Raw genomic sequence first — 24,098 nt, 5'->3', positions numbered from 1 at the left:
CTGTCAGAGGACGGCCCGGCTCAGGGGAAACTGAGCTCGACGGGTAGTGGTTCGGCGTGGACGACGGTGAGGGCCGAGACGGCGCGGGTGAGCACGACGTAGAGCCGCCGCAGGCCGGTGCGCTGGTCAGGTTCGGCGGCGGCGATGGCGGCCGGCTCGACGACGATCACCCGGTCGAACTCGAGGCCCTTGGCCACGGTGGCCGGCACGATGTCGACCTGGTGGTCGATGTCGCCGTGGTCCTGGCCGAGGACGCCGTGCTCGATCCCCTTGGCGTTCAACGTCTTTGACAACGCGCCCACCAGGTCGTCCGGCGCGATGACGCCGATCGACCCCGGCTCGCCCAGCTCCACCGCGACCACGTCCGCGGTGCGGACGAGGAGCTCGGAAGGACTGACGGCGACCAGGTCGAGACGACCGGGGTTGTCGCGGACCGACACGGGCGAACCCAGGCCGGGTGCCATGTGGGGGAGCAGCTGTGCGGCGTACTCGATGACGCTAGCGGGGACGCGGAAGCCCCGGTCCAGCACCTCGACGTGGCTGCCGGGCTTGCCCAGGTGGCGCAGCGAGGACTCCCAGGAGTCGGTGGCCCACGGGGTGGTGCCCTGTGCGATGTCACCGAGCACCGTCGCGGACCCCGTCGAGCACCGCCTGCCCACGGCGCGCAGCTGCATGGGTGACAGGTCCTGCGCCTCGTCGAGCACGACGTGGCCCAGCGACGGGGTGCGGGCGATGTGGTCGCCGAGCTCGTCCAGCAGGACGGTGTCGGGACGTGACCAGCGGGCCGTCCCCTTGGAGCGAGCAGGGTTGTCCCACAGGAGGATCCGCTGCTCCTCCTCGCTCAGGAGGTCCTGCGAGTGGCGCGCCAGCGCATCGGGATCGGAGAGCAGCGAGAACAGCACGGCCTTGGCGTCGAGGGCCGGCCACAGGCCCGCGACGTACTTCTTCACGATGGCGCTGCGGGCCACCTGGTCCTGCACCCGGTCGTCGGGTGAGTCACCCGCGCCCTCCATCTGCAGGAGGACCGCGTGGGCAAGGCGCTGCGGCAGCATCTGCCGCGCCGCGTCGTAGCGCACCCCCCTCGACTTCAGCTCGTCAAGGATGTCGTTCACCTCGTAGGCGGGGACCCGCCACTTGCGGACGCCCCGGGGCACCACCAGCGGCTCGGTGGCGCGCTGCACGGCCGACCACACGGCATACCGGAGCACTTCGGCGAGGCGCGCGTCGCCCTTGAGCACAGCGGTCTCGGTGCTGTCGGTGCCGCGCACGGGCACCGACGCCACCAGCTCCTCGATGGTGGTGTGGCCGACAGCCACCTCGCCGAGGGCCGGCAGGACGGCGCCGATGTGCTCGAGGAAGGCACGGTTGGGGCCGATGACGAGGACGCCGGAGCGGGCCAGGCGGTCGCGGAAGGCGTAGAGCAGCCACGCTGCGCGGTGCAGGCCGACGGCGGTCTTGCCGGTGCCGGGCGCGCCCTGGACGCAGATCGTCTGGTCCGCCCCGGCCCGGACGATCTCGTCCTGCTCGGGCTGGATGGTGGCGACGATGTCGCGCATCGGGCCGATGCGGGGCCGCTCGATCTCCTCGGCCAGGATCTGGCTGCGGGTGTCGTGCTCGGCCCGGTCCTGGAGGTGCTCGTCCTCGTAGGCCGTGATGGCCCCGCGGTCCAGCCCGAACCGCCGCCGGAGCATGACTCCCATCGGCTCGGTGCGGGACGCCCGGTAGAAGGCCGTCGACATGCCGGCTCGCCAGTCGATCACCATCGGGTCGCCTGCGGCGTCGGCCACGTGCCGCCGCCCGATGTACCAGCGCTCGTCGCTGTCGGTGTCGATCCGGCCGAAGAACAGGGTGGTGGAGGGGTCGTCCTGGAGCGAGGCGGCGCGCAGGTGCAGGGTCCGGGCGAGGTGCTCGGCCGAGATCGGGTCGTGCGCCTGGATCTTCAGCGACAGGGTCTGCTCACGCATCCGGGCGAGCGCTTCGCGCGCCGCTCCGAGGTAGTCCTGCTCGCGCTTCAGTTCGGGGGCGGGAGCGGTAGGAGACACGAGGGTCCACCTTGCCACCGAGTCGGGTCCGCGTCGAACGGTTTGTCTGGTGGGTGCTCTGGTGGTCTGGTCTCGACCGGGACAGCTGTGGCCGGGCGCTCTCGGAAAGGGGCGAGAGCGCCCGGCCCGGCTTCGGTCCCGCCGTCCGCACGATCGGCGGGACCCGGTCGCGGTCGAGGCGAGGTGCCCGACCAGCGACGACTTGGGGCAGCGGAGCCGACGCCACGGTGGGGGCCGGCTCCGCTGCGGTGTCAGGAGGTGGCGGCTGCCTTGGCGACCAGGGTGGCCGTGAGGCTGACCTGCTTGCCGTTGCGCAGCACCGTCAGGGTGACCTTGTCGCCCACGGCGCGTTCGCGGATGTTGGCCACCAGCGACAGGGCGGAGTCGATGCGCTCGGAGTTGACCGCGACGACGACGTCACCCTTCTGCAGACCGGCGTTGGCAGCCGGGGTGTTGGCCGAGATCGCGGTGATCTGCGCGCCGGCTCGCTGGCTGGTGCCGTCGGAGGCGGTGCCGTCGCCGAGGCTGACCCCGAGGAAGGCGTGCTCGGCCTTGCCCGACGAGATGAGCTGCGACGCGATGCCCTTGGCCTCGTTCGCCGGGATGGCGAACCCGATGCCGATGCTGCCGCTCTGCCCGCTGGAGCTCGACGAGCCGAGGCTCGCGATGGCGGAGTTGATGCCGATCAGCTGACCGGAGGCGTTGACGAGAGCGCCGCCGGAGTTGCCTGGGTTGATTGCCGCGGACGTCTGGATCGCGTTGGTGACGACGTCGGAGCTGTCGCTGCCGGTCTGCGGCTGCTGGTCCTGACCCGGGAGGCTCTGGCCGAACGGGTCCTGCTGCTGCGGCTGGCTGTTGTCCTCGGCTGCGGTCGTCACCGGCCGGTTCAGCGCGCTGACGATGCCGGTCGTCACGGTGCCGGCGAGGCCGAGCGGGTTGCCGATCGCCATGACCGGGTCGCCCACCTTGATGTCGTCGGAGTTGCCGACCGCGATCGGCTTGAGGTCGCTCGGGGCGCCGCTCAGGGTGATGACGGCCAGGTCGGTGCTCGGGTCGGTGCCGGCCACGGTGGCCTTGTAGGTGCGGCCGTCGTTGAGGGTCGCCGTGATGCTCGCGCCCGAACCGGCGCCGCTCACGACGTGGTTGTTGGTGAGGACGTGGCCCTTGGCGTCGATGACGACGCCGGACCCCTGTGCCTCGCTCTGGCCGGACTTCACGGTGATGGCGACGACGCTGGGCGCCACGGCGGCTGCGGTAGCGGTCCAGTTCGGGTTCGTGGCGTCAGCCTGGACGACCGGACCGGTGTCCGCGCCGCGGCCCAGGGCAGACGTGTTCGCAGAGGAGGAGGGCTGCGAACCGTCGACCAGCTGGGCCGCGGCGTAGGTGCCGCCACTCGCGAGGAGGGCGGCGAGCACCGCGACGGCGGTGAGTTCCGTCAATCGGCGCCGCTTGGCCGGCTGGGCAGGCTCTGCCCCGTCCCGAGTGGGAAAGGAAGGGGGCGGCCCAGCCGGTGGCTGAGAGAGGGGCGGGTATGCCGGGTGGGCACCCGCCGCGGGGAGGCCGAAAGCCGCGTGGTCGCGCGGCAGCTCCTGGGTGCGGCCCTCCGGGCTGGCGATCTCCTGCGTCTGGCCGAACCAGACGGGGGCCGTCGGCTGGCCCTGCGCGGGCTGCGCGGGCTGCGCGGGCTGGGCGGGCTCGGTGGACGGCTGCTGGAGCGACGGGTTGGCGTCGGGTGCTGATGGCTGGTCCGCCTGCTGCGCGGTCGGCGCGGCCCAGACTTCGTGCGTCTCGGGTGTCGCCGGCTGGGGAGGCTGACCGCCGTCACCGGTGGCCGGTCGGGTGTCCGGGTGGATCTGGGTCATGGCGTTCGCGCTCCTTGGTGTGGCTTGGTGACCCTGATTCAACCGGGTCAACGTCAAGGGGTGCTGGACGCTGCCTGAGAGTTCCCTGTGGGCAGCTCGACGATGAACGTGGCGCCGCCGCCGGGGGTCTGGGCGACCCCGATCCGGCCGTGGTGGGCATTGACGATCGCGGCTGCGATGGCCAGGCCGAGACCGTTGCCACCCCCGGTGCCGCGGACCCGCGAGGGGTCGGCGCGGTAGAACCGCTCGAACACCTTGCGCGCCTTCTCGGGGTCGACCCCCGGCCCGTGGTCCCGCACCTCCAACACGACGTGTTGGTCGGATTCCCTTGTGCCCACAGCGATCTGGAGAGGAGTTCCGTGGGGAGTGTGGTTGAGGGCATTGGAGACCAGGTTGGCCAGCAGCTGGCGCAGCTTGGCGTCGTCCCCGGGGACGACCGTCGGTCCCAGCGGGCCCGAGCGTCCCGACACCGTGATCCTGCGGGTTGGGTCGATGGCCTGGGCATCCTGGGCCGCGTCGGCCGCGAGCACGGTCAGGTCGACAGGGGCGAAACGCATCGGCCGCTGGTCGTCGAGGCGGGCCAGCATGAGGAGGTCCTCGACGAGGCCGCCCATCCGGGTGGCCTCACCCTCGATCCGGGTCATCGCGCTGGCGACGTCGGCCGGCTCACGGACCGCACCCTGGCGGTACAGCTCGGCGTAACCGCGCACCGCCGCGAGGGGCGTGCGCAGCTCGTGGGAGGCGTCCGCGACGAACTGGCGCATCCGTTCCTCGGAAGCCTCGCGGGCGGCGAAGGACTGCTCGATCTGGGCGAGCATCACGTTGAGCGACCGCGACAAGGAGGTGACCTCGTCCTTGGCGGTGCGCGTCGGGATGCGGCGGGCGAGGTCCCCATCGGCGATCGCCGCCGCCGTGTCCTCGATCTGGCGCAGCGGCCGGAAGGCGCGCTGGACGGCATACCAACCGATGACTGCACACGCCGCGAGGACGGCGAGGCCGATGAGCAGCTCGATGAGCACGAGCCGCCGCACGGTGTGGCTGACGCTCGCCAGGGGCACCGCGACGATGAAGGTGGCGGACCCGTCCTTGAGGCTCCCCGCGACGGCACGCCACTTGCCCGACCCGTCGCGAGTGCCGATGGTGAACGCGTCGGGGGAGGTGACCCGTGGGTCGGTGAGCGGCAACGAGTCTGGAACGCCGGGACGGGCGCTGGCGCCCGTCGGGTCGATCTCGACGGCAGTGGTGCCGTCCGCGGGGTAGAACACCACCGCATAGCCACTGGGTAGTCGGTTGCGGGTCGGCGCACGCAACGAGTTGAGCGCCTGCTGGGCGACGGTGGGGAAGGCGCGCTGCAGGTCGTCGTCGACCCGTCCCATCAGGTCCCGCCGCATGAGGGCCGCGGTTGCCGACGCGGTCATGGTCAGGGCCAGCAGCAGGAGCACGACCATGACGGCGACCAGCCGCACGCGGAGCGGGAGCAGCTCCAGGTGTCCCTTGGCGCGCTCGACGGCCAGGCGGGCGGGGCCCGCGGGAGCCGGATCGGGGCCAGGGGTGATCAGGTCCGGAGGAGCCTGTGGCGGGCTGTCCTGGGTGGCGGGGCCGGTGCCAACGGTCGACACGGGCTAGCCCTCCGGCGGCTTGCGCAGCACGTAGCCGACGCCGCGCTTGGTGTGGATCAGGGGCGGCACCCCGTCGAGGTCGATCTTGCGGCGCAGGTACGAGATGTAGGACTCGACGATCCCGCTCTCACCGCGGAAGTCGTAGTCCCAGACGTGGTCGAGGATCTGCGCCTTCGACAGCACCCGGTTGGGGTTGAGCATCAGGTAGCGCAACAGCTTGAACTCGGTGGGGGAGACGTCGATCGAACGCCCGCCCCGGCTCACCTCGTGGGAGTCCTCGTCGAGCTCGAGGTCCTCGAACCGCATCGAGGCGCCGTCGTCGACCTCGCCCCGGGTGCGACGCAGGACCGCGCGGATCCGGGCGACCACCTCTTCGAGGCTGAACGGCTTGGTGACGTAGTCGTCGCCGCCGACCGTGAGCCCCTTGATCTTGTCGTCGACCGAGTCGCGCGCGGTGACGAACACGATCGGCAGCTGACGGCCGGTGTCGCGCAGCTTGCGCGTCACCGTGAAGCCGTCCATGTCGGGGAGCATCACGTCGAGGACGACCAGGTCGGGCTCGTGGACGGTGGCGAGGTGCAGGGCGGTGGCGCCGTCAGCGGCCACGTGCACCTCGAACCCCGCGAAGCGCAGGGACGTGGCGAGCAGCTCGCGGATGTTGGGCTCGTCCTCGACGACGAGGAGGCGGGCCTCGGGTTGGGCAGTGGTCACCGCTTCAGTGTCGGGGCAGAGTCTGGGAGTTTCCTGTATGCCGTCTGGGCGCGTCGGTGTGGGCCGCGCTCGTGCGCCACTCTTTGGTCCGACTTGTTGTTCTGGGGTCGTCACGGAGAGCGGGATTCGGGGTTTCGTGACCATGAGGGAGCAACAAGTGTGGGAGGAACGCGACTTGTTGTTCTGGGGTCGTCACGGAGGGCGGGATTCGGGGTTTAGTGACCATGAGGGAGCAACAAGTGTGGGAGGAACGCGACTTGTTGCCGCGCTCGTGAGGTCTATTGGCTCAGGTTTCGTGGTGGTCAGTGGGGCCGGACTGCTCAGAAGCGGATGAACGAGTCGAACTGGCCGCGACCCGAGCCGACGCTGACCGTGCGGGTGCCGTAGTGCTCCGGGTGGACGTAGTTGTACTCCTCGACGACGAAGGTCCCGTTGGCGTTGACCTTGGCGACGTAGGCCACGTGGCCGAAGCTGCCGGCGTCGGACTGCGCGATGTCGCCGACCTTCGGGCGGCTGGCCACGGTCACGCCGGAGCGGCGGGCAGCGTCGTCCCAGCTGTTCGCGTTGCCCCAGTGCTGGCCCTTGTACTGGTTGGTGAAGCCCTTGATCTTGTGGACGCTCTCGATCCGCCAGGCGGCGAACGAGGTGCACTGGCCCTTGTACATGTTCCAGCGGTCCACGCCGGAGGTCTGGCCGCTGTAGGGGTAGTTGTTGCCGATCACGTCGCTGGGCGTGCCGGGGTTGCTGGGCAGCGTGCTCCCGCAGGCGGGGGCGACCCGACCGTCGGAGCCGGTGTAGACGTAGGCGTCGGAGACATAGCGGCCGGTGCCGACCTTGTCCCAGATGTTCGAGCTGCCGTAGGTGCCCTTCACCGTGCTGCCGGTGGTCTGGCACGAGATGGTGACCTTGGCGCCCTTGGCCAGGGTCCCGACCTTGGCGTACCCGGTGCCCGGCCCGGACCGCACCGACAGCGATGCGCTGGACGTGTGGACGGTCCCCGTCGCGGCGTTCGCGGCGACGGCGATCCCGCCGGCGATGCCGAGCCCCGCGAGGGAGGCCACGGCGAGGCGAACCGGCTTGGTCGTGATGGCGGTGATGCCCATGGTGTTCAGCTCCTGTGTGTGGCCGGGCCTCCTGTCGGCTCGGCTTGCTGGACCTGAAGGTAGGAGCGGTGGCAGAGCTGGCGCCATGGGGAGACCTCCCCATGGCAGCGTCTCGGGGAGTGGGTCGACCTCACGAAAGTGACTGTGCCCCAACACTTTAGCGACAGCACCGGAGTGGTATGCCGCCGCGAGGGGAGCGCTCCCCGGTCGCCGACCAGCCCGGCGGTAACGGGCTCGTCCACATCAGCCGACCGAGCGATTCCGCCCCCTGGGCCGGTGGAGCTGGAGTCGGCCGTGGCGCTGCCATGATGCACTCGCGGCGATCGAGAGTGCCAGGAGCAGCACGCTCCCGGCCACGTCCAGCACGTAGTGGTTGCCCGTGCCGATGACGACAGGGACCATGCCGACGGGCAGCAGCCAGGGGAGTCGAGCGAGCCGCGGGTGCTTCCCACGCAAGGCCAGCCACGCGGCATACGCGCCAAGCGCGCACCAGGCCACGTGCAGGCTCGGCATCGCCGAGAAGTGGTTCTGCCCCGTCGTGAGATCTCGGGAGGCCTTGCCGGCGACAGGGTCGTGCTCGGCCACGATGTCGATGATGCCGGGCAGGGCGAAACGCGGTGGGGACAGCGGCACCAACCAGAAGACCAGGAGAGCCAAGAACAGCATGACGATGAGGGTGCGGCGGATGGTCCGGTACGCCCGAGGGTGCCGGACCAGCACCCACAGCAACACCCCGACCACCGGCAGGTAGTAGAGCCGGTAGTAGAGGACCGCCACCACCATCAGCGTGGGGTGCGAGGCAAGCCAATGGTTGACGGCGACCTCGACATCCAGACTGAGGCCACGCTCCACAGCCTGCAGCGCATGAGCGTTTTCGGTCGCCCACCTGACATCAGTGCCTGCCAGGTTGCGCAGCCTCGAGAACAGGAACAGTCCCACGACCAGTCCGGCCAGCTCGACCCCCGCTCGCCGCCACCCGCGCAAGCCAGTGCGCACGGGTGGCGGTGCGCTGTCGGGCGGCCGAGCGTCGCTCATGTGCGTGGGGTCAGGCGGTGGCGTCCACGTCGTCGGCGTCGACGATGCGGTAGGCGTAGCCCTGCTCGGCGAGGAAGCGCTGCCGGTGGGCAGCGAACTCGGCGTCGACCGTGTCCCGGGAGACGACCGTGTAGAAGTGCGCGGTGCGGCCGTCGCCCTTGGGACGGAGCACCCGGCCGAGCCGCTGGGCCTCTTCCTGTCGGGAGCCGAACGTCCCGGACACCTGGATGGCCACGCTGGCCTCGGGCAGGTCGATCGAGAAGTTCGCCACCTTGGAGACCACGAGCAGGCTGATCTCGCCGACCCGGAAGGCCTGGAACAGCTTCTGCCGCTGGGCGACCGGGGTCTCGCCGGTGATGACGTCGGCGTTGAGCCGCTCGGACAGCTCCGCCAGCTGGTCGAGGTACTGGCCGATGACGAGGGTGGGTTCACCCTTGTGCTGGGCCACGATCCGTTCGACCACGGGGTTCTTGACCGGGCTGCACGAGGACAGCCGGTAGCGGTCCTCCGGTTCGGCCACGGCATACGCGAGACGGTCGGCGTCGGGGAGCGTGACGCGCACCTCGACGCAGTCCGCGGGGGCGATGTAGCCCTGCGCCTCGATGTCCTTCCAGGGGGCGTCGTAGCGCTTCGGGCCGATCAGCGAGAAGACGTCGGCCTCGCGGCCGTCCTCGCGCACGAGGGTCGCGGTGAGGCCGAGCCGACGACGGGCCTGGAGGTCGGCGGTCATCCGGAAGATCGGCGCCGGGAGCAGGTGCACCTCGTCGTAGATGATCAGGCCCCAGTCGCGGGCGTCGAGCAGGTCGAGGTGGGTGTAGACGCCCTTCCGGCGGGTCGTCAGCACCTGGTAGGTCGCGATGGTGACCGGCCGGATCTCCTTACGGGCACCGGAGTACTCGCCGATCTCCTCGTCGGTGAGCGAGGTGCGCTTGAGCAGCTCGTCGCGCCACTGCCGCGCGGACACCGTGTTGGTCACGAGGATGAGGGTGGTGGCCTTCGCCACGGCCATCGCCCCAGCACCGACGAGGGTCTTGCCGGCACCGCAGGGGAGGACCACGACACCGGACCCGCCGTGCCAGAAACCGTCGACGGCCTGCTGCTGGTAGGGCCGCAGCGACCAGTCCTTGTTGTCGAGGTCGATGGCGTGCGCCTCGCCGTCGACGTAGCCTGCCTCGTCCTCCGCAGGCCAACCGACCTTGAGCAGCTCCTGCTTGAGGTGGCCGCGCTCCGAGGGGTGCACGATGACCCGGTCTGCGTCGATCCGCTCACCGATCAGCGGCTTGATCTTCTTGTGCCGCAACACTTCCTCGAGCACCGGCCGGTCGGTGGTGCGAAGCACCAGGCCGTGCTCGGGGTCCTTCTCGAGGGTGAGGCGGCCGTAGCGGTCCATCGTGTCGGCGACGTCGACGAGCAGGGCGTGCGGCACGGCATACCGGCTGAAGGTGATGAGGGCGTTGACGACCTGCTCGGCGTCGTGACCGGCCGCGCGCGCGTTCCACAGGCCCAGCGGGGTGACCCGGTAGGTGTGGATGTGCTCGGGGGCGCGTTCGAGCTCGGCGAACGGGGCGATCGCCCGGCGCGCCTCCTCGGCGCGGGGGTGGTCGACCTCCAGCAGCAGCGTCTTGTCGCTCTGGACGATCAGCGGGCCATCAGGCACCGGCTAGTACCCCGAGTTGAATGATGAGGAAGTCCCGGTCGTGGCCACCAGGGCGATGAACGCCACGATGCCGACAGCCGCCAGAACGAGGGTGACACCCACCGCGATCCATCCCCAGCGGGTGTACTTCGCCGACTCGGCCGGCTGATCCTTCTTGGTGGCGGCGATGATGCCGAAGATCAGGCCGACGACTCCGACGAGGCAGCCGAGCGTCATCAGCCCGGACACGACCAGCAGGGCAATGGTGTTGCCGCTGAGCGACTGGGGCGCGGCATACACCGGGGCGCCGTAGCCAGGAGCGCCGTACGGCGCGGCGCCGTAGCCCGGTGCGCCGTAGCCCGGCGCGCCGGCGTAGCCACCCTGGACCTGGCCCTGGGTCGGGTACTGCTGACGCGCGTAGGGGTTCGGCTGACCGGCGCCCGGGGTGCTCGCGTAGGGGTTGTGCGGCGGAGGCGGCGCACCGACGCCAGCCTGCGGCGCGGCATACGGGTTCTGTTGCGCCGAGCCGGGGGGTGGGCCGTAGACCGGCTGTCCACCCGGCTGTCCACCCGTCCAGCTCTCCGGGGCTGCGGGCGGAGCGGGCGGCCCCGGCGGCGCGGCGTAGGGCGAAGCGGGCTGGGGCGCCGAGGGGCTGGCTGGAGCCGGCGGGATGGGCGGGACTTCCTGCGTCTGGTTGGTCTCGATCGGCGACGTGAGGTCGAAGGAGCCGCCCGATGTGTCCGAGTCGTCGGAGCTGCTGGAGTCGCTGGGCGAGTCGCTCGGGGCCGTGGGGTCGCTGGGCGCGGTCGGGTCGCGGTACTCGGGGGTCTCGTCGTTGCGTGGGGTGTCGCTCATGTCGTGCGTCCCTTCGGGCGTCGCCTGCGTTCGGGTGCAAATCTAACCCCTGCCGACGGGGCCCGTTGGCCGGTCCGGCAATGGCAGGATCAGACCGTGACCAACGGACTGCCCCAGCGCGAACCGAACCCGGAGCTGCCGAGCCGGGTCACCATCTACGAGGTGGGCCCGCGCGACGGTCTGCAGAACGAGAAGGCCGTCGTCCCGGCCGCCGTGAAGGCGGAGTTCATCCGCCGACTGGCCGCCGCCGGACTCGAGACGATCGAGACGACCTCGTTCGTCCCGCCGACCTGGGTGCCGCAGCTCGCCGACGCCCGCGAGGTGCTGGCCGACCTCGGCGACGTCGGCCGAGGCCCACGTCGCCCTGTCCTCGTGCCCAACGAGCGCGGCCTCGACAACGCGCTCGACGCAGGGGTCGGTGCGATTGCCATCTTCGGCAGCGCCACCGAGACCTTCGCCCGCAAGAACCTGAACCGCAGCGTGGCCGAGTCGGTCGAGATGTTTGCCCCCGTCGTGGCACGCGCCAAGGATGCCGGGCTGTGGGTCCGCGCCTACGTGTCGATGTGCTTCGGCGACCCGTGGGAAGGGCCCGTCCCCGTCGAGCAGGTGGTCGACGTCGCAGAGCGGCTGATGGACCTCGGCGCCGACCAGCTCTCGCTGGGCGACACGATCGGCACCGGCACCACTGGCCACGTGAGCCGACTGCTCGACGCGCTCGACGCCCGCGGCATCGGGGCCGACCGGATCGGGGTGCACTTCCACGACACCTACGGCCAGGCGCTCGCCAACACGATGACCGCGCTGCGGCACGGCGTCACCGTCGTCGACGCGTCCACCGGTGGCCTCGGTGGCTGCCCCTACGCCAAGAGCGCGACCGGCAACCTCGCCACCGAGGACCTCGTCTGGGCCCTGGACGGCGCGGGTGTGGAGACCGGCGTCGACCTCGCCAGCTTGGTGCAGACGAGCGTGTGGATGGCCGGCCACCTCGGTCGCCCGTCACCCTCCAACGTCGTGAAGGCGCTCGCCGGCGGCGCCTGACCTGCGACGGTCAGCCCTGCACGGCGCCCGTCACCCGGTGGATCGACAGGGTGCGTGCCGCCCCATCAGCCGTCCCGTGCACCCGGCCGCCCTCCACCCGCTCGGGGTAGAAGAGGATCCGAAGCACCCGGCCGTCCGCGTCGGAGTAGCCCAGCCAGACCGACTGCCGGTCGGCTGCCGCGTCGCGGAGCACCGCCAGGGTCGTGGTGGGGTCGGTGCTCGGCAGGCTGGGTCCCGGCCTGCTCGCTACCTCCTCGCGCTGGTATGCCGCGGCCTCCTCGCCGGCGCGCAGCGCACCGACCATGGTGGTGACCAGCTCGTCGTCGACCGCTTGGGCGGTGATGGGGGCGGGTCGTCGTTGGAGGGGTGTGCGGTGCTGCCCTGCGGTGGGGACGATGATTCCGCCGTCCGGAGTCTCGGCTGCGGGCGCAAAGCCGTTCTCGCGCAAGAAGTCCAGCACCGTCTCAGCCGCCACCGGTGACACCAGGATGGTCGGGGCGATGTTCCTCAGCTGGAGCGGCGACAGCTCACGGTCGGCGATCATCGCGCCCAGGGTGGCCTCGTCGTCGCAGCGGATGTAGGCCCGCATGGCCCCCACGCGCGCCTGCCCGTGCCGACGGGCCACGTCTCGGATGAGGTAGTCCAGCGGCTGGGGGACAGGTGTGTGGCTGGCGTCGGTCAACGCTCCCAGCACCTGGTCGACGGACCATCCGGCGTCCAGGCACCGACGGACCGAGTCCTGGTTGAACCGGTAGACGGTGGCGCCGCCGCGCGACTCGACGTCGGCCACCAGTCGCATGAAGGTGGCCAGTCCTCCGGCCAGCGGGCCCGGGGCGATGGCGGTCAGGTCGGCCTGGAGCAGCACGTGCTCGATGGGTTCGGGGAGGTGTGGCTGCATGGCGGCGGCCAGCTCCGCGTCGGAGCGGCCCGCGAGGAGGGCACGTCCGGCGCTCGAGATCGCCCCACGACCGGTCACGCCCAGCCACTCGGCCTCGCCGAGCACCGCGGCGACCACGGTGTCGAGGCTGGCCGGGACCCGGCGCGGACGGTGCCAGCCCAGTGCGGTGCCCACGCGGGCCCGGTCAGGAGCCAGTCCTACTGGGGCGGCGGCGAGCTGGTCGAGGACGTCCCTGCGCAGGCCACGGGCCGGTGGCCAGTGCGCGTCGGGCCCGAGCGCGTTGACGGTTCCGGACGCGCCGGCGGGCGTGGTGCCGACGAGGTGCGGCGCCCGGGTGGTGAGCAGCCAGGCCCGGGCGAGCACGGCCCAGCGCTGGTCGCCGGGGTGCTGCTGCCACTCGTCGTAGGCGGGGGTTGGAGCCCACGAAGGGTCGAGTGAGCCGTCGTCCGCGAGGAGGCCGGCGGCATACGTGAGCTCGGCGACGAAGGCAGCGCGGGCCTCGTCCACGTCGAGCACGGAGGCGAGCCGTTTGAGGTCTCGGACGGCGAGGCCGCCGGAGCGGAGCACCCGAGGGGGGCGGAGGCCCCATTCGGCGGCGAGCTCGTCGACCAGGGCAAGGAGGTCGGTGACCTGCTGGCCGGCGGCGGCGTCGACCTCGGCGGCGGCGCGGGTCTGGCCCTCGAGGCCGGGCGGCTGGAGGGCCGGCGCGGCATGGCTGCGTCCCTCGCGCAGGGCGAGCGCCACCTCACGGGGCAGCACCAGCTGGTCGGCCGACGGGGAGAAGACGAGGTGGTGTTCGAGCAGCCAGCGCGCACCGGTTGCCAACCGCTCGGGAGTCCCGGGCGGGAGCACGGCCAGCGGTGGTCCCCAGGTCAGCCGGTCGAGGATGGCGCGCGCTGCGGCTGGCGCGTCCGCGAGGAGTGCCGGGATGGTGTCGGTCGGCGGGATGTCCACGAAGGTGTCGGCCGCCCTGGGCCCAAGCCCCGCGGGGTGCGGCAGGACCTCGACGACGGTGCGCGTCACGCGCAGCCCCTCGGGACTGCCCCAGAGCAGGGCGAGCGTCCAGAGGTCGTCGAGCAGCGCCTCGATCTCGGAGGGGGTGACCCCGAGGAGGGTGCCCACAGCCGTGGTGTCGAGCGGGGAGGTCGCAGCAACAGCGGCTTCGAGGACCTGGAGGTGGGCCAGGTCCAGTGAGTCGACGGCCCGCTGCACACTCGCCCGGGTGCTGGCCCGGGCAGCGAGGGACGACAGGTCGGCAGGGGCTGGACGGGCCAGGTCCTGCCGACGTCGCAGCAACGCCGCGAGCTCGTCGTCGGTCCGCTGCCGTACGTCGTCCGCCATCGACCGAGCGGTGGACCGAGCTGTCGATCCGGCAGCCGACGGGGCGGTCGGCGGGCGGGGTGAGGATATGGCGGCCACCGCACCACGGTAGTCGCCTTGGCCGGGGCCTCTGGACTCTCAGCCATTTCCCATGCCATGCACAGGGTGGTCCTCCACACTTGTGCCAACGAGAGGACGCACCATGTCGGAGCCGACCGAACCCAGCAAGCCCCGCGCTCCCAAGGGGGCCGCGAAGCCACCCCGGGATCCTGCCGTCCCGGGTTCGGAGCAGGAGACACAGAGTGCACCGCCCGCTGCCACCCAACCGCTGCCCGCCGTCTCGGAGGCCGCAGGCGCGGGTCCGGCCGACGCGGGGCCGTCACCGGTCGCTCCTCCGACGGCTTCGGCAGCCGGTGGACCCGCTGCGGGAGGCCCTGCCGCAGGTGGACCCGTCGGCGGTGGAGGCGGCCCCTTCGGTCCGGGCTCAGGTCCCGTCGGTGCCGCCCCCCGCGGCCCCGGTGGTCACGGTCACGGTGGCCCCGCTGGTCCTGGTGGTCCGAAGCAGCCGGGCCTTTGGCGTCAGGCGACGTCGACGACCGGTGGCACCATCGCCGTGATCGTGGCCGGCTGCCTGGCTGCGCTGATGGTGCTCGCCCTGGTCGGGGTGGTCGGTCTGGTGGCCGTGCGCGCCATCGGGCACGGGGACCGCGCCGACCGGATCGAGCGGGTTCGTGACGGAGGCGCCCTGCCACCCGGACAGCAGAAGAAGCTCGATCGGCTCCCCCAGGGACCGCAGGCGCCGCGCGGGCAGGGGCCCGGGCAGCGCGACGGGATGGGCAACGGCATGGGTAACGGCATGGGCAACGGCGTCGGTCCGCTCATGCGTGGAGCCATGGGTCTCGGCAACGTGCAGCACGGTGAGTTCACGGTGCAGGACAACGGCACGGCCACCGTGATGACCCTCCAGCGCGGCGAGGTCACCAAGGCCAGCGGCACCTCCATCACGGTCAAGAGCACGGATGACTTCACTGCCACCTATGCCGTGGGCGCCGACACCCGCGGCATGGCCACCGACGTCAAGGTCGGCGACTCGGTCCTCGTCGTGGCCGAGAAGACCGGCGCCAAGGCCGTCCTCGTGGCGGCCACCCGCAAGAGCTGACCGCCACGGACCAGCCCGGTCGTCAGCCGGCCGGGCTGATCCGTCGCGGCGGCGCTAGCGTTGGTGCCGTGACCTCTCCCAGCGGTGAGCAGTGGACCCTCCGGCGCGGGCGGCAGGAGGCCACCGTCGTCGAGGTCGGTGGCGGCCTGCGCACCTACCGGGTGGACGAGACCGACATCGTGGCCGGCTACGGCGACGACGAGGTATGCCGTGCCGGTCGCGGGCAGGTGCTGATGCCCTGGCCCAACCGGATCCGCGATGGGAAGTACTCCTTTGAGGGGGCCGAGCTCCAGCTGGGACTGACCGAGGCGGTACTGCGCAACGCCAACCACGGACTGGTGCGCTGGGCCACCTGGCAGCTGCACTGGCACAGCGACGACTGGTCCGCGCTGACCGTACGGACCCGGTTGCACCCTCAGCCCGGCTGGAACGGCATCCTCGACCTCAGCGTCAACTACGTGCTCGACCCGGACGGTCTGAGCGTGAGCGCCCATGCCACCAACGTCGGTGACACGACGGCACCATTCGGCTTTGGCGCCCACCCCTATGTCGCGCTCGGCGAGACGCCGCTGGCCCAGGTGCAGCTGACCATTCCCGCAGAGCGTGAGGTGTTGGTCGACGACCAGCTGATCCCGACCGGGACCGCCCCGGTCCGCGACGAGCTGGACTTCAGGTCCGCCCGCGCGTTGGGCGCGACCGCCCTGGACACCGCCTTCACCGGGCTGACCCGCTCCGAGGCCTCTGGCGCCTGGGAGGTCGTGGTGGGCGGCCTGGCCACCGGTGACGTCACGGTGTGGGGTGACGAGTCCCTCGACTGGGTGCAGGTCTTCACCGCCAAGGGTCGCGATAGTGGCGTCGACGGGGTCCGTGGCATCGCGGTCGAACCCATGTCGTGCCCGGCCAACGCCTTCAACTCAGGCGACGGACTGCACGTCCTCGAACCGGGTCAGTCCTGGTCCGGCGAGTGGGGGATCGCACCCGCAGCGCTCAGCTGACCACTGGGTGCGGGTTGGCCGGTGTCGTCCGGACCTCGGGCCCGGCGCCGGATCCGGGCCCCGCAGAGGCAGGGTCGGTCGTCGGTGTCGCTGTGGTCGTCGCCGACGGATCGACCACGTCGACCCTGTCGACCCTGTCGGCCGTGTCGTTCGGGATCCCGTTGACCAGCGGCGTGATCCGGCGTTCGACCGCGAAGGCCAGCACCACCATGAAGGCACATCCCACGATGAGCATGGCGATGAAGGCGGCTGACCACCGGTGGTTCAGCATGACGCCCGCCACGACCGGGCCCAGGATCGCTCCGGCTTGGAACGCGCCGGCGTTGACGGCGTTGTAGCGACCGCGCAGGTGGTCGGGAGCCATGTCGTTGGTGATGGCCGGGATGGTCGGCTGGAGGAGGGTCTCGCCGAGGGCGAAGGTCGCGTGGAAGGCCAGCACGCCGGCCGCTGCTGCGACACCGCCGGGAGCGAACCCGGTGAGCCCGAGGACCAGCCAGGCGCCGGCCCACAGCGTGGTCATGACCATGAGGACCCGGGTGCGTCGGCGCCCGGTGATGCGCCGCAGGACGAAGAACTGGAGCCCGACGATGACGGCGGTGTTGATGGCGAAGGCGGACCCGATGACGCTCGTCGAGACGTGGCTGACCTGGCGGGCGAACGCGGGGAAGCCGGCCTCCATCTGGCCGTAGCCGATGAACACGCCGAGGAAGGTCAGCAGGGTGACCCACACGACCGCCGGGTTGCGCAAGATCGCGAGGTAGGAGCCCGCGGCGGCAGTCGCCCCCTCGGGCTTCTCGGCCCGCCCGTGCACATGGCGCAGCGGCCCCAGGAGCAGCCCGATCGGCACGAGCATGGACGCGGCATCAGCCAGATAGATCACCGTGAAGGTCGTGGGGTTGGCCACGTCGGCGTAGAGCCCACCGATGACGCCGCCCAGACCGATGCCCAGGTTGACCAGCGCGAAGTTGATCCCGAAGTACTGCTGGCGCGTGGCCCCGGTCGTGATCGCCGCGACCAGGGAGTTGAAGGCGGGCCAGGACACCCCGAAGTTGAACCCGAGGAAGACGAACGCCAGTGCGACCATCAGCGGGGTCGTCGCGAACGCGAGGATCACGCAGCCGACGAGCTGGGCACTCGTGGCCCAGAGCAGCATCCGACGGGCACCCAGTCGGTCGGTCAGCGCGCCGGCCGGGCCGGTGACCAAGATGGCGACGACGGCGATGAAGGCCATCAGCAGGCCGGCGAGGTCGAGGGAGATGTCGCGCACCTCGTGCAGGTAGATCACCGTGAACGGCAGCGTCAGCCCGCGGCCCAGGGTCTGGACGGCCACCGTCGACAGCAGCCACCGGCCCTCGACCGGGAGCTGCGCCCAGAACTCGCGCAGTCCGGACTTGGCTGGCGTCGACGACTCACTCACCCGTCGATCCTCCCCCACGGCACCGACAGCCCGACACCGGTTTTCCCTCCAGCGCCGTCCGAGAGTGGCGGCTGGCCCGCACGGTGAGCACGCGGCCTACGGAGAAAGGATTTGGACGCACCCGATAACCTTGCGAGTGCGCAAGGGCGCACCCCCAAACTTTCAAGGTAAGAGGACGACAAGTGCCTACTGGCAAGGTCAAGTGGTACGACGCGGAGAAGGGCTTCGGCTTCATCTCCGACGACGACGGAAGCGACGTGTTCCTGCACGCGAACGCCCTCCCCGAGGGCGTCGCCACGCTCAAGGGCGGGGCTCGCGTGGAGTTCAGCGTGGCCGAGGGCCGTCGCGGCACGCAGGCGCTCGCCGTCACGCTGCTCGAGGCCGCTCCGACGGTCACGGCCGGCAAGCGCGAGGCGTCGCGCAAGACCCCCGAGGACCTCGCGCCGCTCGTCGAGGACGCCATCAAGCTGCTCGACAACGCGTCGAACTCGCTGCGCAAGGGCCGTCGCCCCGAGAAGGACCACGCGACCAAGCTCGCCACGGTGCTCCGGTTCCTCGCCGACCAGATCGACCCGTGATGGCAACCTTCAAGGACGACGCCGTCCTGGCCGAGGCCGTCGAGCTCGCTCGTGAGGCCGCCGAGTCGATCGCCATGCGCGACACCGTCGGTGACCACCTCGGCATGCAGATGGACGACGAGCGCCTCGCCACCCACTTCTTCGCCTGCACGGCGACGGCCTACCCCGGCTGGCGCTGGGCGATCACCGTCGCCCGCGTGCCGCGCGGCAAGGTCGCCACGGTGTGCGAGACCAACCTCGTGCCCGGCGAGGGCGCGCTGTTGTCGCCGCAGTGGCTTCCGTATGCCGACCGGCTGGCTCCCGGCGACCTCAGCGCCGGCGACGTGCTTCCTTACAAGGAGGACGACCCGCTGCTGGAGCCCGGTTTCGAGGCCACCGGCGACGAGGAGGTCGACGAGCTCGCGGCCTACGAGCTGGGCCTGGGCCGCAAGCGCGTGCTGTCGGCCGAGGGTCGCGAGGCCGCTGCCCAGCGCTGGTACGAGGGCGAGAACGGCCCGCGCGCCGATGTCGCCGAGAAGGCGCCAGCGCCCTGCTCGTCCTGCGGGTACTTCCTCCCGATGGCGGGTGCACTTCGCTCTTTTTTCGGCGTGTGCGCCAACGCCTGGTCACCTTCCGACGGTCGCGTCGTAAGTCTTGACCACGGCTGCGGCGCCCACTCCGAGGTCGACGCCGAGCCGGCCGAACCCATGCCGGTCGGGACCCCCATCATCGACGAGATCGCCTACGACCTCGTCTGAGCGGGGGAGCTGAGCGGGTGTCCGCAGCGGAGGGGGAGCACGGTCGCGGAATCGCGCTACCGCGCGACTGGAGCTCGATGCGCGAGCTGCGTCAGGCCAGGGGAATGTCGCAGACCCGGCTCGCGCAGCTGTCCGGGGTCAGCGAGCGGACCGTGCGCGCCATCGAGGGCGGCGCCGTGAGCCGCCCCCAGCACGAGTCGCTGAGCCGCATCGCCGCTGTGCTCGCCCACGGCGCGAGCCACCAGACGCGGTTGGTCGAGCGGTGGACCGGGTCCAGCACCGAGCGCACCCATGACGATCTGGGGGTCCCCGACTGGGAGGTCATCGCCCGACGCATCGGCAGGCGCCGGCCCGGTGATGGCGGCCGGATCACCTCGGCGTTGCTCGACATCACGACCGGCCCTGACCGGGTCCCGCTGGAATGCCGCTACACCCACATCCACGAGGCGATGGGGGCCTCCGGGTCCCCGGTGCTGTGGAAGCTGGTCGGATCGGCGCCGTTCGACGCGTCGTCCGTCCGGTTCGAGGTGAGGACGGGTGGGGTGCTGGACGACTTCTTCGTCCATGGCGACGTAGTGGGGGTGGCCATCCGCCCGGATCCGGCGATGGCCCAGCGCGGTCCCTTCGTGCTGGAGTACTCAGTCGACTTCAGGGGGGCCGAACGTCTCGGGGGTGCCGTCGACGACGAGTGCATGTACGGGGCGAACACGCCGCTGCAGACGGCGAGCGTCGTCGTCCGGTTCACGGGCGAGCGCCCCGCGCGGATCTGGCCGGTGCAGGGCGCCACGGCCGCGACCGCGGAACGGGGCGCGCCGCTCAGCGTCGCGGCTGACGGCAGCGCCCAGCTCTGCCTCCAGGACTTCGTCGGCGTATTCGGCGTCAAGTGGCAATGGGGCGACGAGACCAGCTGATCGGCAGAAATCCCGGCAGGATTCGCCATCGGTGGCCACCCCGGCCGATTCCCACGGCAGGCTGCACCTGGCTCATCAGAACGCGATGGTCCGGTCGGGTAGGAATTCCCCTGACCGGGACAGCACGGGACGACTGCCGGGGGGACGAGCAGGAGGGGGATGGTTGGCACGGCGACCACGCAGCCGGGAGCCGCGCCGACCATCACTCCGGAGCCTGGGCTCCGACGCGCCGGCAGTCCCGGCGCGTCGGAGCTCGCCGGTGTGGGGCCGGCCGGCTATTCGGCGCCGGTGGCGTTGCCGCGACCGCGGCGCACGTAGGTGAAGCCGATGAGCCCCAGGACGAGGCCGGTCACCGGCACCCAGGGCCACCAGTCGCGGTCACTCTCGTGCAGGGACGGCACTGCGAGGATGAGGGCCAGCGCGAGCACCCAGCCGAGCTGACCCCACAGGATGACGCGGATGGTGCTGACCGCCAACGGCTTCAGCTCGTCGCCAGCCTCGGGGGTGGCTCCGGGGGTGGGCCCGGCTGCCTTCCCGGAGGTGGGCTGCGACTCGCTCATGTCCGGCAGCCTATCTTTCACGAGGACGCAACAATCAGGCCCTACTCTGCTGCCCATGGCCAAGCCCTCAACGAAGTCTGCGCCACCCGAGCGCACGTCCCCGAAGTCCCCCTCGACCGGAGGCCTCGACGGCTTCTTCAAGATCACCGAGCGTGGCTCCACCCTGAGCCGCGAGGTCCGCGGTGGGCTGGTCACGTTCTTCACGATGGCCTACATCGTGGTCCTCAACCCGCTGATCATCGGGACCCAGCAGGACGGGAGCGGTCAGTTCCTCGGCGGCGGCGACATCGTCAAGGCGCAGACCCTGGTCGCGGCCGGCACGGCCCTGATCGCCGGCGTGATGACCCTGCTGATGGGGGTCGTGGCGAACTACCCGCTGGCGCTGGCCACCGGCCTCGGCCTCAACGCGTTCGTGACGTTCGGCATCGCCAAGCTGCCCGAGATGACCTGGGCGGACGCGATGGGGCTGGTCGTCATGGAGGGCGTCATCATCCTCGTGCTCGTGCTGACCGGCTTCCGGCAGGCGGTGTTCCGCGCGATCCCGGCCCAGCTCAAGACCGCCATCTCGGTCGGCATCGGCCTGTTCATCACGATCATCGGCCTCGTCGACGCCGGGTTCGTCCGCCGCACTGGGGTCGGGCCGGTCCCGGTCGAGCTCGGCATCGGAGGCAACCTCAACGGCTGGCCGCTGCTCGTCTTCGTCGTCGGCGTGCTCGCAATCATCGTGATGATGGTCCGCAAGGTGAAGGCCGCCATCCTCTACGGCATCCTCGGCGGCACGGTCCTGGCCATCGTCGTCGAGGGGATCGGCAACATCGGCGGCCAGTTCGACGCCACCGGCAAGTTCGTCAACCCCGCGGGCTGGGGGCTCAACGTCCCCGCGCTCCCGGACCAGATCGTCGACGTCCCCGACTTCTCGCTGCTCGGCAACTTCAACATCCTCGGGTCGTTCGACAAGCTCGGCTTCGTCGCGGCGCTGCTGCTCGTCTTCACGCTGCTGCTCGCCGACTTCTTCGACACCATGGGCACGATGGTCGCCGTGGGTGCCGAGGGTGGCCTGCTCGACAAGGACGGCAACCCGCCGAACTCGGACAAGATCCTGCTCGTCGACTCGGTCGCCGCGATCGCCGGTGGTGCCGGCTCCGTCTCGTCCAACACGTCCTACATCGAGTCGGCCGCGGGTGTCGGTGAAGGCGCCCGCACCGGTCTGGCCTCCGTTGTCACCGGTGTGATGTTCCTGCTGGCGACCTTCCTGGCGCCGCTCGTCAAGGTGGTCCCCTACGAAGCCGCGACCCCGGCCCTGGTCGTCGTGGGTTTCCTGATGATGCAGCAGGTCAAGGGCATCGACTGGGACGACCTGGACATCGCCATCCCGGCGTTCCTCACGATCGTGCTGATGCCGTTCACCTACTCGATCACGGTCGGTATCGGCGCCGGCTTCGTCGTCTACACGCTCATCAAGGTGGTCCGCGGCAAGGCCGGCGTGATCCACCCGCTGCTGTGGACCGTCTCGGCGCTGTTCGTCATCTACTTCGCGATCACCCCGATCAAGGAGATCCTCGGCGTCAGCTGACACCGCAAAGGCAACCACCAGGTATGCCGCGTGGCCTCCCACCGGGGCCGCGCGGCATACCTGCGTCTGGGGGGTCTCCAGACCTTGGTCTCGAAATACTTAGCACAGGTAATGAGTTATGCTAAGTACCGATGAAGGAGAGACACATGACCCCACCGCCGCCCGCGCGCTCACGCCGCGCCGCTGACGCTGGGCTCTCACCCTCCGCGATCTCCAGTCTTGCCGGCGAGCTTCGTCTGGCCTGCATGCGCATCTCCCGCCGAGTGCGGTTCGAGAGCACGCATGTCGTGGCGCCGCACCAGTTCTCGGTGCTCTGCCGCCTCGAGGAAGCGCCGCGCACGCCCAGCGAGCTGGCGGAGATCGAGAAGGTGAGTGGCCCGAGCATGACCCGCACCGTCGCCGCCCTCGTCGAGCGCGGCCTCGTCGAACGCACCGACGACCCTGCTGACCGCCGCCAGGTGATCCTGTCGCTCACCAGCGCCGCGACCACGCTGCTCAAGGACATCCGTCGCAAGCGCGACGCCTGGATGTCGGTGCGTGTCAGCCACCTCACGCCCGAGGAGCAGGTCATCCTGCGCCAGGCCTCGGTCATCCTCACCCGGGTGGCCAACGAGTGAGCCCCACGTTCGCCTCCCTCGACATCCGCAACTACCGCATCTACGCTTCGGGTGCGTTCATCTCCAACATCGGCACCTGGATGGGCCGGGTTGCGCAGGACTGGCTGGTCCTCACCGAGCTGACCGACCACTCCTCGACCGCCTTGGGCATCGTCACGGGGTTGCAGTTCCTGCCATTCCTGCTGCTCGCCCCCTTTGCCGGGATGATCGCTGACCGCTATCCGAAGCGAAGGATCCTGGCGATTACCCAGACCTCGCTCGCCCTGTCGTCGCTGGTGCTCGGTCTGCTCGTCATCACCGGGGGCGCCCAGCTCTGGATGGTCTACGGGATCGCGCTGTTCAGCGGCGTCGCCACCGCCGTCGACAACCCGGCGCGCCAGACCTTCGTCTCCGAGATGGTGCCGCGCGACAAGCTCGCCAACGCGGTGTCCCTCAACAGCGCCTCGTTCAACGCGGGACGGCTTGTCGGCCCCGGAGTGGCGGGCCTGACCATCGCGGCGTTCGGCACGGGGTGGACCTTGCTGCTCAACACGCTCACCTTCGTCGCGGTGCTGCTCGCGCTGGCAGCGATGCGCACGAGCGACCTGCGGCCGGCGCCGGCCCTCGCTCGCGGGAAGGGAGCCATCCGCGAGGGCATCGCCTACGTCCGGAGCCGACCCGACATCAAGCTCGTGATGGCTCTGGTGTTCGTGCTCGGCACGTTCGGGATGAACTTCCAGATCACCACCGCGCTGATGGCCACCAAGGAGTTCGGCAAGGGTCCGCAGGAGTACGGCCTGCTGGGCTCGGTCATGGCGATCGGCTCCCTGACCGCTGCACTCCTGTCGGCCAGGCGAGCCCGGCCGCGGCTGGCCGTGCTGCTCGTGGCCCTCGTGGGCTTCACGATCTCCAGCGGTCTGGCCGCGATGGCTCCCACCTATCCGCTGTTCGCGCTGGCCCTGGTCCCCGTGGGCCTGACCGCCCTGACCGCCCTGACCACGGCCAACGCCATGGTGCAGCTGAGTGTCGACCCGGCGATGCGTGGCCGGGTGATGGCGCTCTACATGGCGATCTTCATGGGCGGCACCCCGCTCGGTGCCCCGCTCATCGGCTGGATCGGCGACGTCGCCGGTCCCCGGTGGACGGTCGGTATCGGCACCATCGCCGTCGGACTGACGCTGGTGGTGGTGTCCATCCGGTTGGCCAGGCATGAGAATGTCCAGGTGACCTACGAGTCGCGGCGCCGCCCGCGCATCAAGATCCGCACCCTGCCGCGCCCGGACGTCTCCGAGCCGGTGCCCGAGGCGGCTCGGTGACACCGGTCTTCCGCCGGCGCGTGACGATCGCAGTGCTGGCCATCGTGGTCGCCGCAGCCGTCATCGCCAACTTCGTCCGCTGACCCGTCCCCTCGGGCGACGTGTTGCGCACAGAGCGTCACGGACGCCCGAATCGC

20 protein-coding genes are annotated in these 24,098 nt (G+C 70.8%); 9 read left to right on the top strand and 11 right to left on the bottom strand.

Annotation, left to right across the window (positions count from 1 at the left end):
- Window positions 1-20: 20 nt before the first annotated feature.
- The 8 genes from EAH86_RS17245 to EAH86_RS17210 form a co-directional block, all read right to left on the bottom strand.
- Window positions 21-2,042 (bottom strand): HelD family protein, encoded by a 2,022-nt coding sequence (locus EAH86_RS17245; RefSeq protein ID WP_241668430.1) that lies wholly within the window; start codon window positions 2,040-2,042, stop codon window positions 21-23.
- Window positions 2,043-2,293: 251 nt separating this feature from the next.
- The gene (locus tag EAH86_RS17240) at window positions 2,294-3,904 is read right to left on the bottom strand and encodes a S1C family serine protease (RefSeq protein WP_140743031.1); all 1,611 of its coding nucleotides are present in this window, start codon (window positions 3,902-3,904) and stop codon (window positions 2,294-2,296) included.
- 53 nt (window positions 3,905-3,957) lie between these two features.
- A complete protein-coding gene (locus EAH86_RS17235; protein ID WP_241668429.1) occupies window positions 3,958-5,523 on the bottom strand; it encodes a sensor histidine kinase in 1,566 nt (521 codons plus the stop codon).
- 3 nt (window positions 5,524-5,526) lie between these two features.
- Window positions 5,527-6,234, bottom strand: a complete 708-nt coding sequence (locus tag EAH86_RS17230; RefSeq protein ID WP_241668428.1) for a response regulator transcription factor — start codon at window positions 6,232-6,234, stop codon at window positions 5,527-5,529.
- A gap of 320 nt (window positions 6,235-6,554) precedes the next feature.
- Window positions 6,555-7,337 carry a CHAP domain-containing protein gene (locus EAH86_RS17225; protein ID WP_194150793.1) on the bottom strand — a complete coding sequence of 261 codons (783 nt, stop codon included), beginning with the start codon at window positions 7,335-7,337 and terminating at the stop codon, window positions 6,555-6,557.
- A 243-nt stretch (window positions 7,338-7,580) separates the two neighbouring features.
- The gene (locus EAH86_RS17220; RefSeq protein WP_140743025.1) at window positions 7,581-8,372 is read right to left on the bottom strand and encodes a phosphatase PAP2 family protein; all 792 of its coding nucleotides are present in this window, start codon (window positions 8,370-8,372) and stop codon (window positions 7,581-7,583) included.
- Between the two features lie 10 nt (window positions 8,373-8,382).
- Window positions 8,383-10,029: a DNA repair helicase XPB gene (locus EAH86_RS17215; RefSeq protein ID WP_140743023.1), complete on the bottom strand. Its 1,647-nt coding sequence runs from the start codon at window positions 10,027-10,029 to the stop codon at window positions 8,383-8,385.
- A gap of 3 nt (window positions 10,030-10,032) precedes the next feature.
- A complete protein-coding gene (locus EAH86_RS17210; protein WP_140743021.1) occupies window positions 10,033-10,863 on the bottom strand; it encodes a DUF4190 domain-containing protein in 831 nt (276 codons plus the stop codon).
- Window positions 10,864-10,959: 96 nt separating this feature from the next.
- Between EAH86_RS17210 and EAH86_RS17205 the strand changes: the two genes are divergently transcribed.
- The gene (locus tag EAH86_RS17205; RefSeq protein ID WP_140743019.1) at window positions 10,960-11,901 is read left to right on the top strand and encodes a hydroxymethylglutaryl-CoA lyase; all 942 of its coding nucleotides are present in this window, start codon (window positions 10,960-10,962) and stop codon (window positions 11,899-11,901) included.
- A gap of 10 nt (window positions 11,902-11,911) precedes the next feature.
- Here the strand turns inward: EAH86_RS17205 and EAH86_RS17200 are convergent, their stop codons facing one another.
- Window positions 11,912-14,140, bottom strand: a complete 2,229-nt coding sequence (locus EAH86_RS17200; RefSeq protein WP_140743017.1) for a helicase-associated domain-containing protein — start codon at window positions 14,138-14,140, stop codon at window positions 11,912-11,914.
- A gap of 592 nt (window positions 14,141-14,732) precedes the next feature.
- Between EAH86_RS17200 and EAH86_RS17195 the strand changes: the two genes are divergently transcribed.
- Together EAH86_RS17195 and EAH86_RS17190 are read left to right on the top strand one after the other, a co-directional pair.
- A complete protein-coding gene (locus EAH86_RS17195; protein ID WP_161988686.1) occupies window positions 14,733-15,278 on the top strand; it encodes a hypothetical protein in 546 nt (181 codons plus the stop codon).
- 68 nt (window positions 15,279-15,346) lie between these two features.
- The gene (locus EAH86_RS17190) at window positions 15,347-16,273 is read left to right on the top strand and encodes an aldose 1-epimerase family protein (RefSeq protein WP_140743013.1); all 927 of its coding nucleotides are present in this window, start codon (window positions 15,347-15,349) and stop codon (window positions 16,271-16,273) included.
- Here EAH86_RS17190 and EAH86_RS17185 read toward each other — a convergent pair.
- Window positions 16,266-17,690, bottom strand: coding sequence for an MFS transporter (locus EAH86_RS17185; RefSeq protein WP_140743011.1), 1,425 nt, complete (start codon window positions 17,688-17,690; stop codon window positions 16,266-16,268). The two genes, EAH86_RS17190 and EAH86_RS17185, sit on opposite strands and share 8 nt — an antisense overlap.
- A gap of 182 nt (window positions 17,691-17,872) precedes the next feature.
- Here EAH86_RS17185 and EAH86_RS20945 point away from each other — a divergent pair, with 182 nt between their 5' ends.
- From EAH86_RS20945 to EAH86_RS17170, 3 genes are read left to right on the top strand one after another with little or no spacing between them, the layout of a single operon-like run.
- Window positions 17,873-18,268 carry a cold-shock protein gene (locus EAH86_RS20945; RefSeq protein WP_140743009.1) on the top strand — a complete coding sequence of 132 codons (396 nt, stop codon included), beginning with the start codon at window positions 17,873-17,875 and terminating at the stop codon, window positions 18,266-18,268.
- Complete coding sequence (locus EAH86_RS17175) at window positions 18,268-19,005, top strand: DUF3027 domain-containing protein (RefSeq protein WP_140743006.1); 738 nt, start codon at window positions 18,268-18,270, stop codon at window positions 19,003-19,005. The genes EAH86_RS20945 and EAH86_RS17175 overlap by 1 nt, the downstream gene beginning before the upstream one ends.
- A gap of 17 nt (window positions 19,006-19,022) precedes the next feature.
- On the top strand, window positions 19,023-19,916 hold the full coding sequence (locus tag EAH86_RS17170) for a helix-turn-helix transcriptional regulator (RefSeq protein ID WP_140743004.1): 894 nt from the start codon (window positions 19,023-19,025) through the stop codon (window positions 19,914-19,916).
- 275 nt (window positions 19,917-20,191) lie between these two features.
- On the opposite strand, the gene EAH86_RS17165 is transcribed toward EAH86_RS17170, so the two are convergent.
- Window positions 20,192-20,476 (bottom strand): DUF2530 domain-containing protein, encoded by a 285-nt coding sequence (locus EAH86_RS17165; RefSeq protein WP_140743002.1) that lies wholly within the window; start codon window positions 20,474-20,476, stop codon window positions 20,192-20,194.
- Between the two features lie 55 nt (window positions 20,477-20,531).
- On the opposite strand from EAH86_RS17165, the gene EAH86_RS17160 reads away from it, so the two are divergent.
- The 3 genes from EAH86_RS17160 to EAH86_RS17150 all read left to right on the top strand — a co-directional run bounded on the left by EAH86_RS17160 (window position 20,532) and on the right by EAH86_RS17150 (window position 23,961).
- The gene (locus EAH86_RS17160) at window positions 20,532-22,049 is read left to right on the top strand and encodes an NCS2 family permease (RefSeq protein ID WP_140743000.1); all 1,518 of its coding nucleotides are present in this window, start codon (window positions 20,532-20,534) and stop codon (window positions 22,047-22,049) included.
- Window positions 22,050-22,195: 146 nt separating this feature from the next.
- The gene (locus tag EAH86_RS17155) at window positions 22,196-22,666 is read left to right on the top strand and encodes a MarR family winged helix-turn-helix transcriptional regulator (RefSeq protein WP_194150792.1); all 471 of its coding nucleotides are present in this window, start codon (window positions 22,196-22,198) and stop codon (window positions 22,664-22,666) included.
- Window positions 22,663-23,961 carry an MFS transporter gene (locus tag EAH86_RS17150; RefSeq protein ID WP_140742998.1) on the top strand — a complete coding sequence of 433 codons (1,299 nt, stop codon included), beginning with the start codon at window positions 22,663-22,665 and terminating at the stop codon, window positions 23,959-23,961. The genes EAH86_RS17155 and EAH86_RS17150 overlap by 4 nt, the downstream gene beginning before the upstream one ends.
- The last annotated feature ends 137 nt before the right edge of the window (window positions 23,962-24,098 follow it).

It is taken from the genome of Pedococcus bigeumensis (assembly GCF_006438965.1).
GTDB lineage: Bacteria > Actinomycetota > Actinomycetes > Actinomycetales > Dermatophilaceae > Pedococcus > Pedococcus bigeumensis_A.
The sequence above is the reverse complement of the archived record's forward strand: the minus strand, read 5'-3'. Positions and strand labels throughout refer to the sequence as shown.

Excerpts from the sequence above, each read along its gene's own strand:
- EAH86_RS17240 (WP_140743031.1), bottom strand. The coding sequence starts at position 3,904 with ATGACCCAGATCCACCCGGACACCCGACCGGCCACCGGTGACGGCGGT.
- EAH86_RS17225 (WP_194150793.1), bottom strand. The coding sequence starts at position 7,337 with ATGGGCATCACCGCCATCACGACCAAGCCGGTTCGCCTCGCCGTGGCC.
- EAH86_RS17220 (WP_140743025.1), bottom strand. The coding sequence starts at position 8,372 with ATGAGCGACGCTCGGCCGCCCGACAGCGCACCGCCACCCGTGCGCACT.
- EAH86_RS17210 (WP_140743021.1), bottom strand. The coding sequence starts at position 10,863 with ATGAGCGACACCCCACGCAACGACGAGACCCCCGAGTACCGCGACCCG.
- EAH86_RS17200 (WP_140743017.1), bottom strand. The coding sequence starts at position 14,140 with ATGGCGGACGACGTACGGCAGCGGACCGACGACGAGCTCGCGGCGTTG.
- EAH86_RS17175 (WP_140743006.1), top strand. The coding sequence starts at position 18,268 with ATGGCAACCTTCAAGGACGACGCCGTCCTGGCCGAGGCCGTCGAGCTC.
- EAH86_RS17165 (WP_140743002.1), bottom strand. The coding sequence starts at position 20,476 with ATGAGCGAGTCGCAGCCCACCTCCGGGAAGGCAGCCGGGCCCACCCCC.
- EAH86_RS17160 (WP_140743000.1), top strand. The coding sequence starts at position 20,532 with ATGGCCAAGCCCTCAACGAAGTCTGCGCCACCCGAGCGCACGTCCCCG.
- EAH86_RS17155 (WP_194150792.1), top strand. The coding sequence starts at position 22,196 with ATGACCCCACCGCCGCCCGCGCGCTCACGCCGCGCCGCTGACGCTGGG.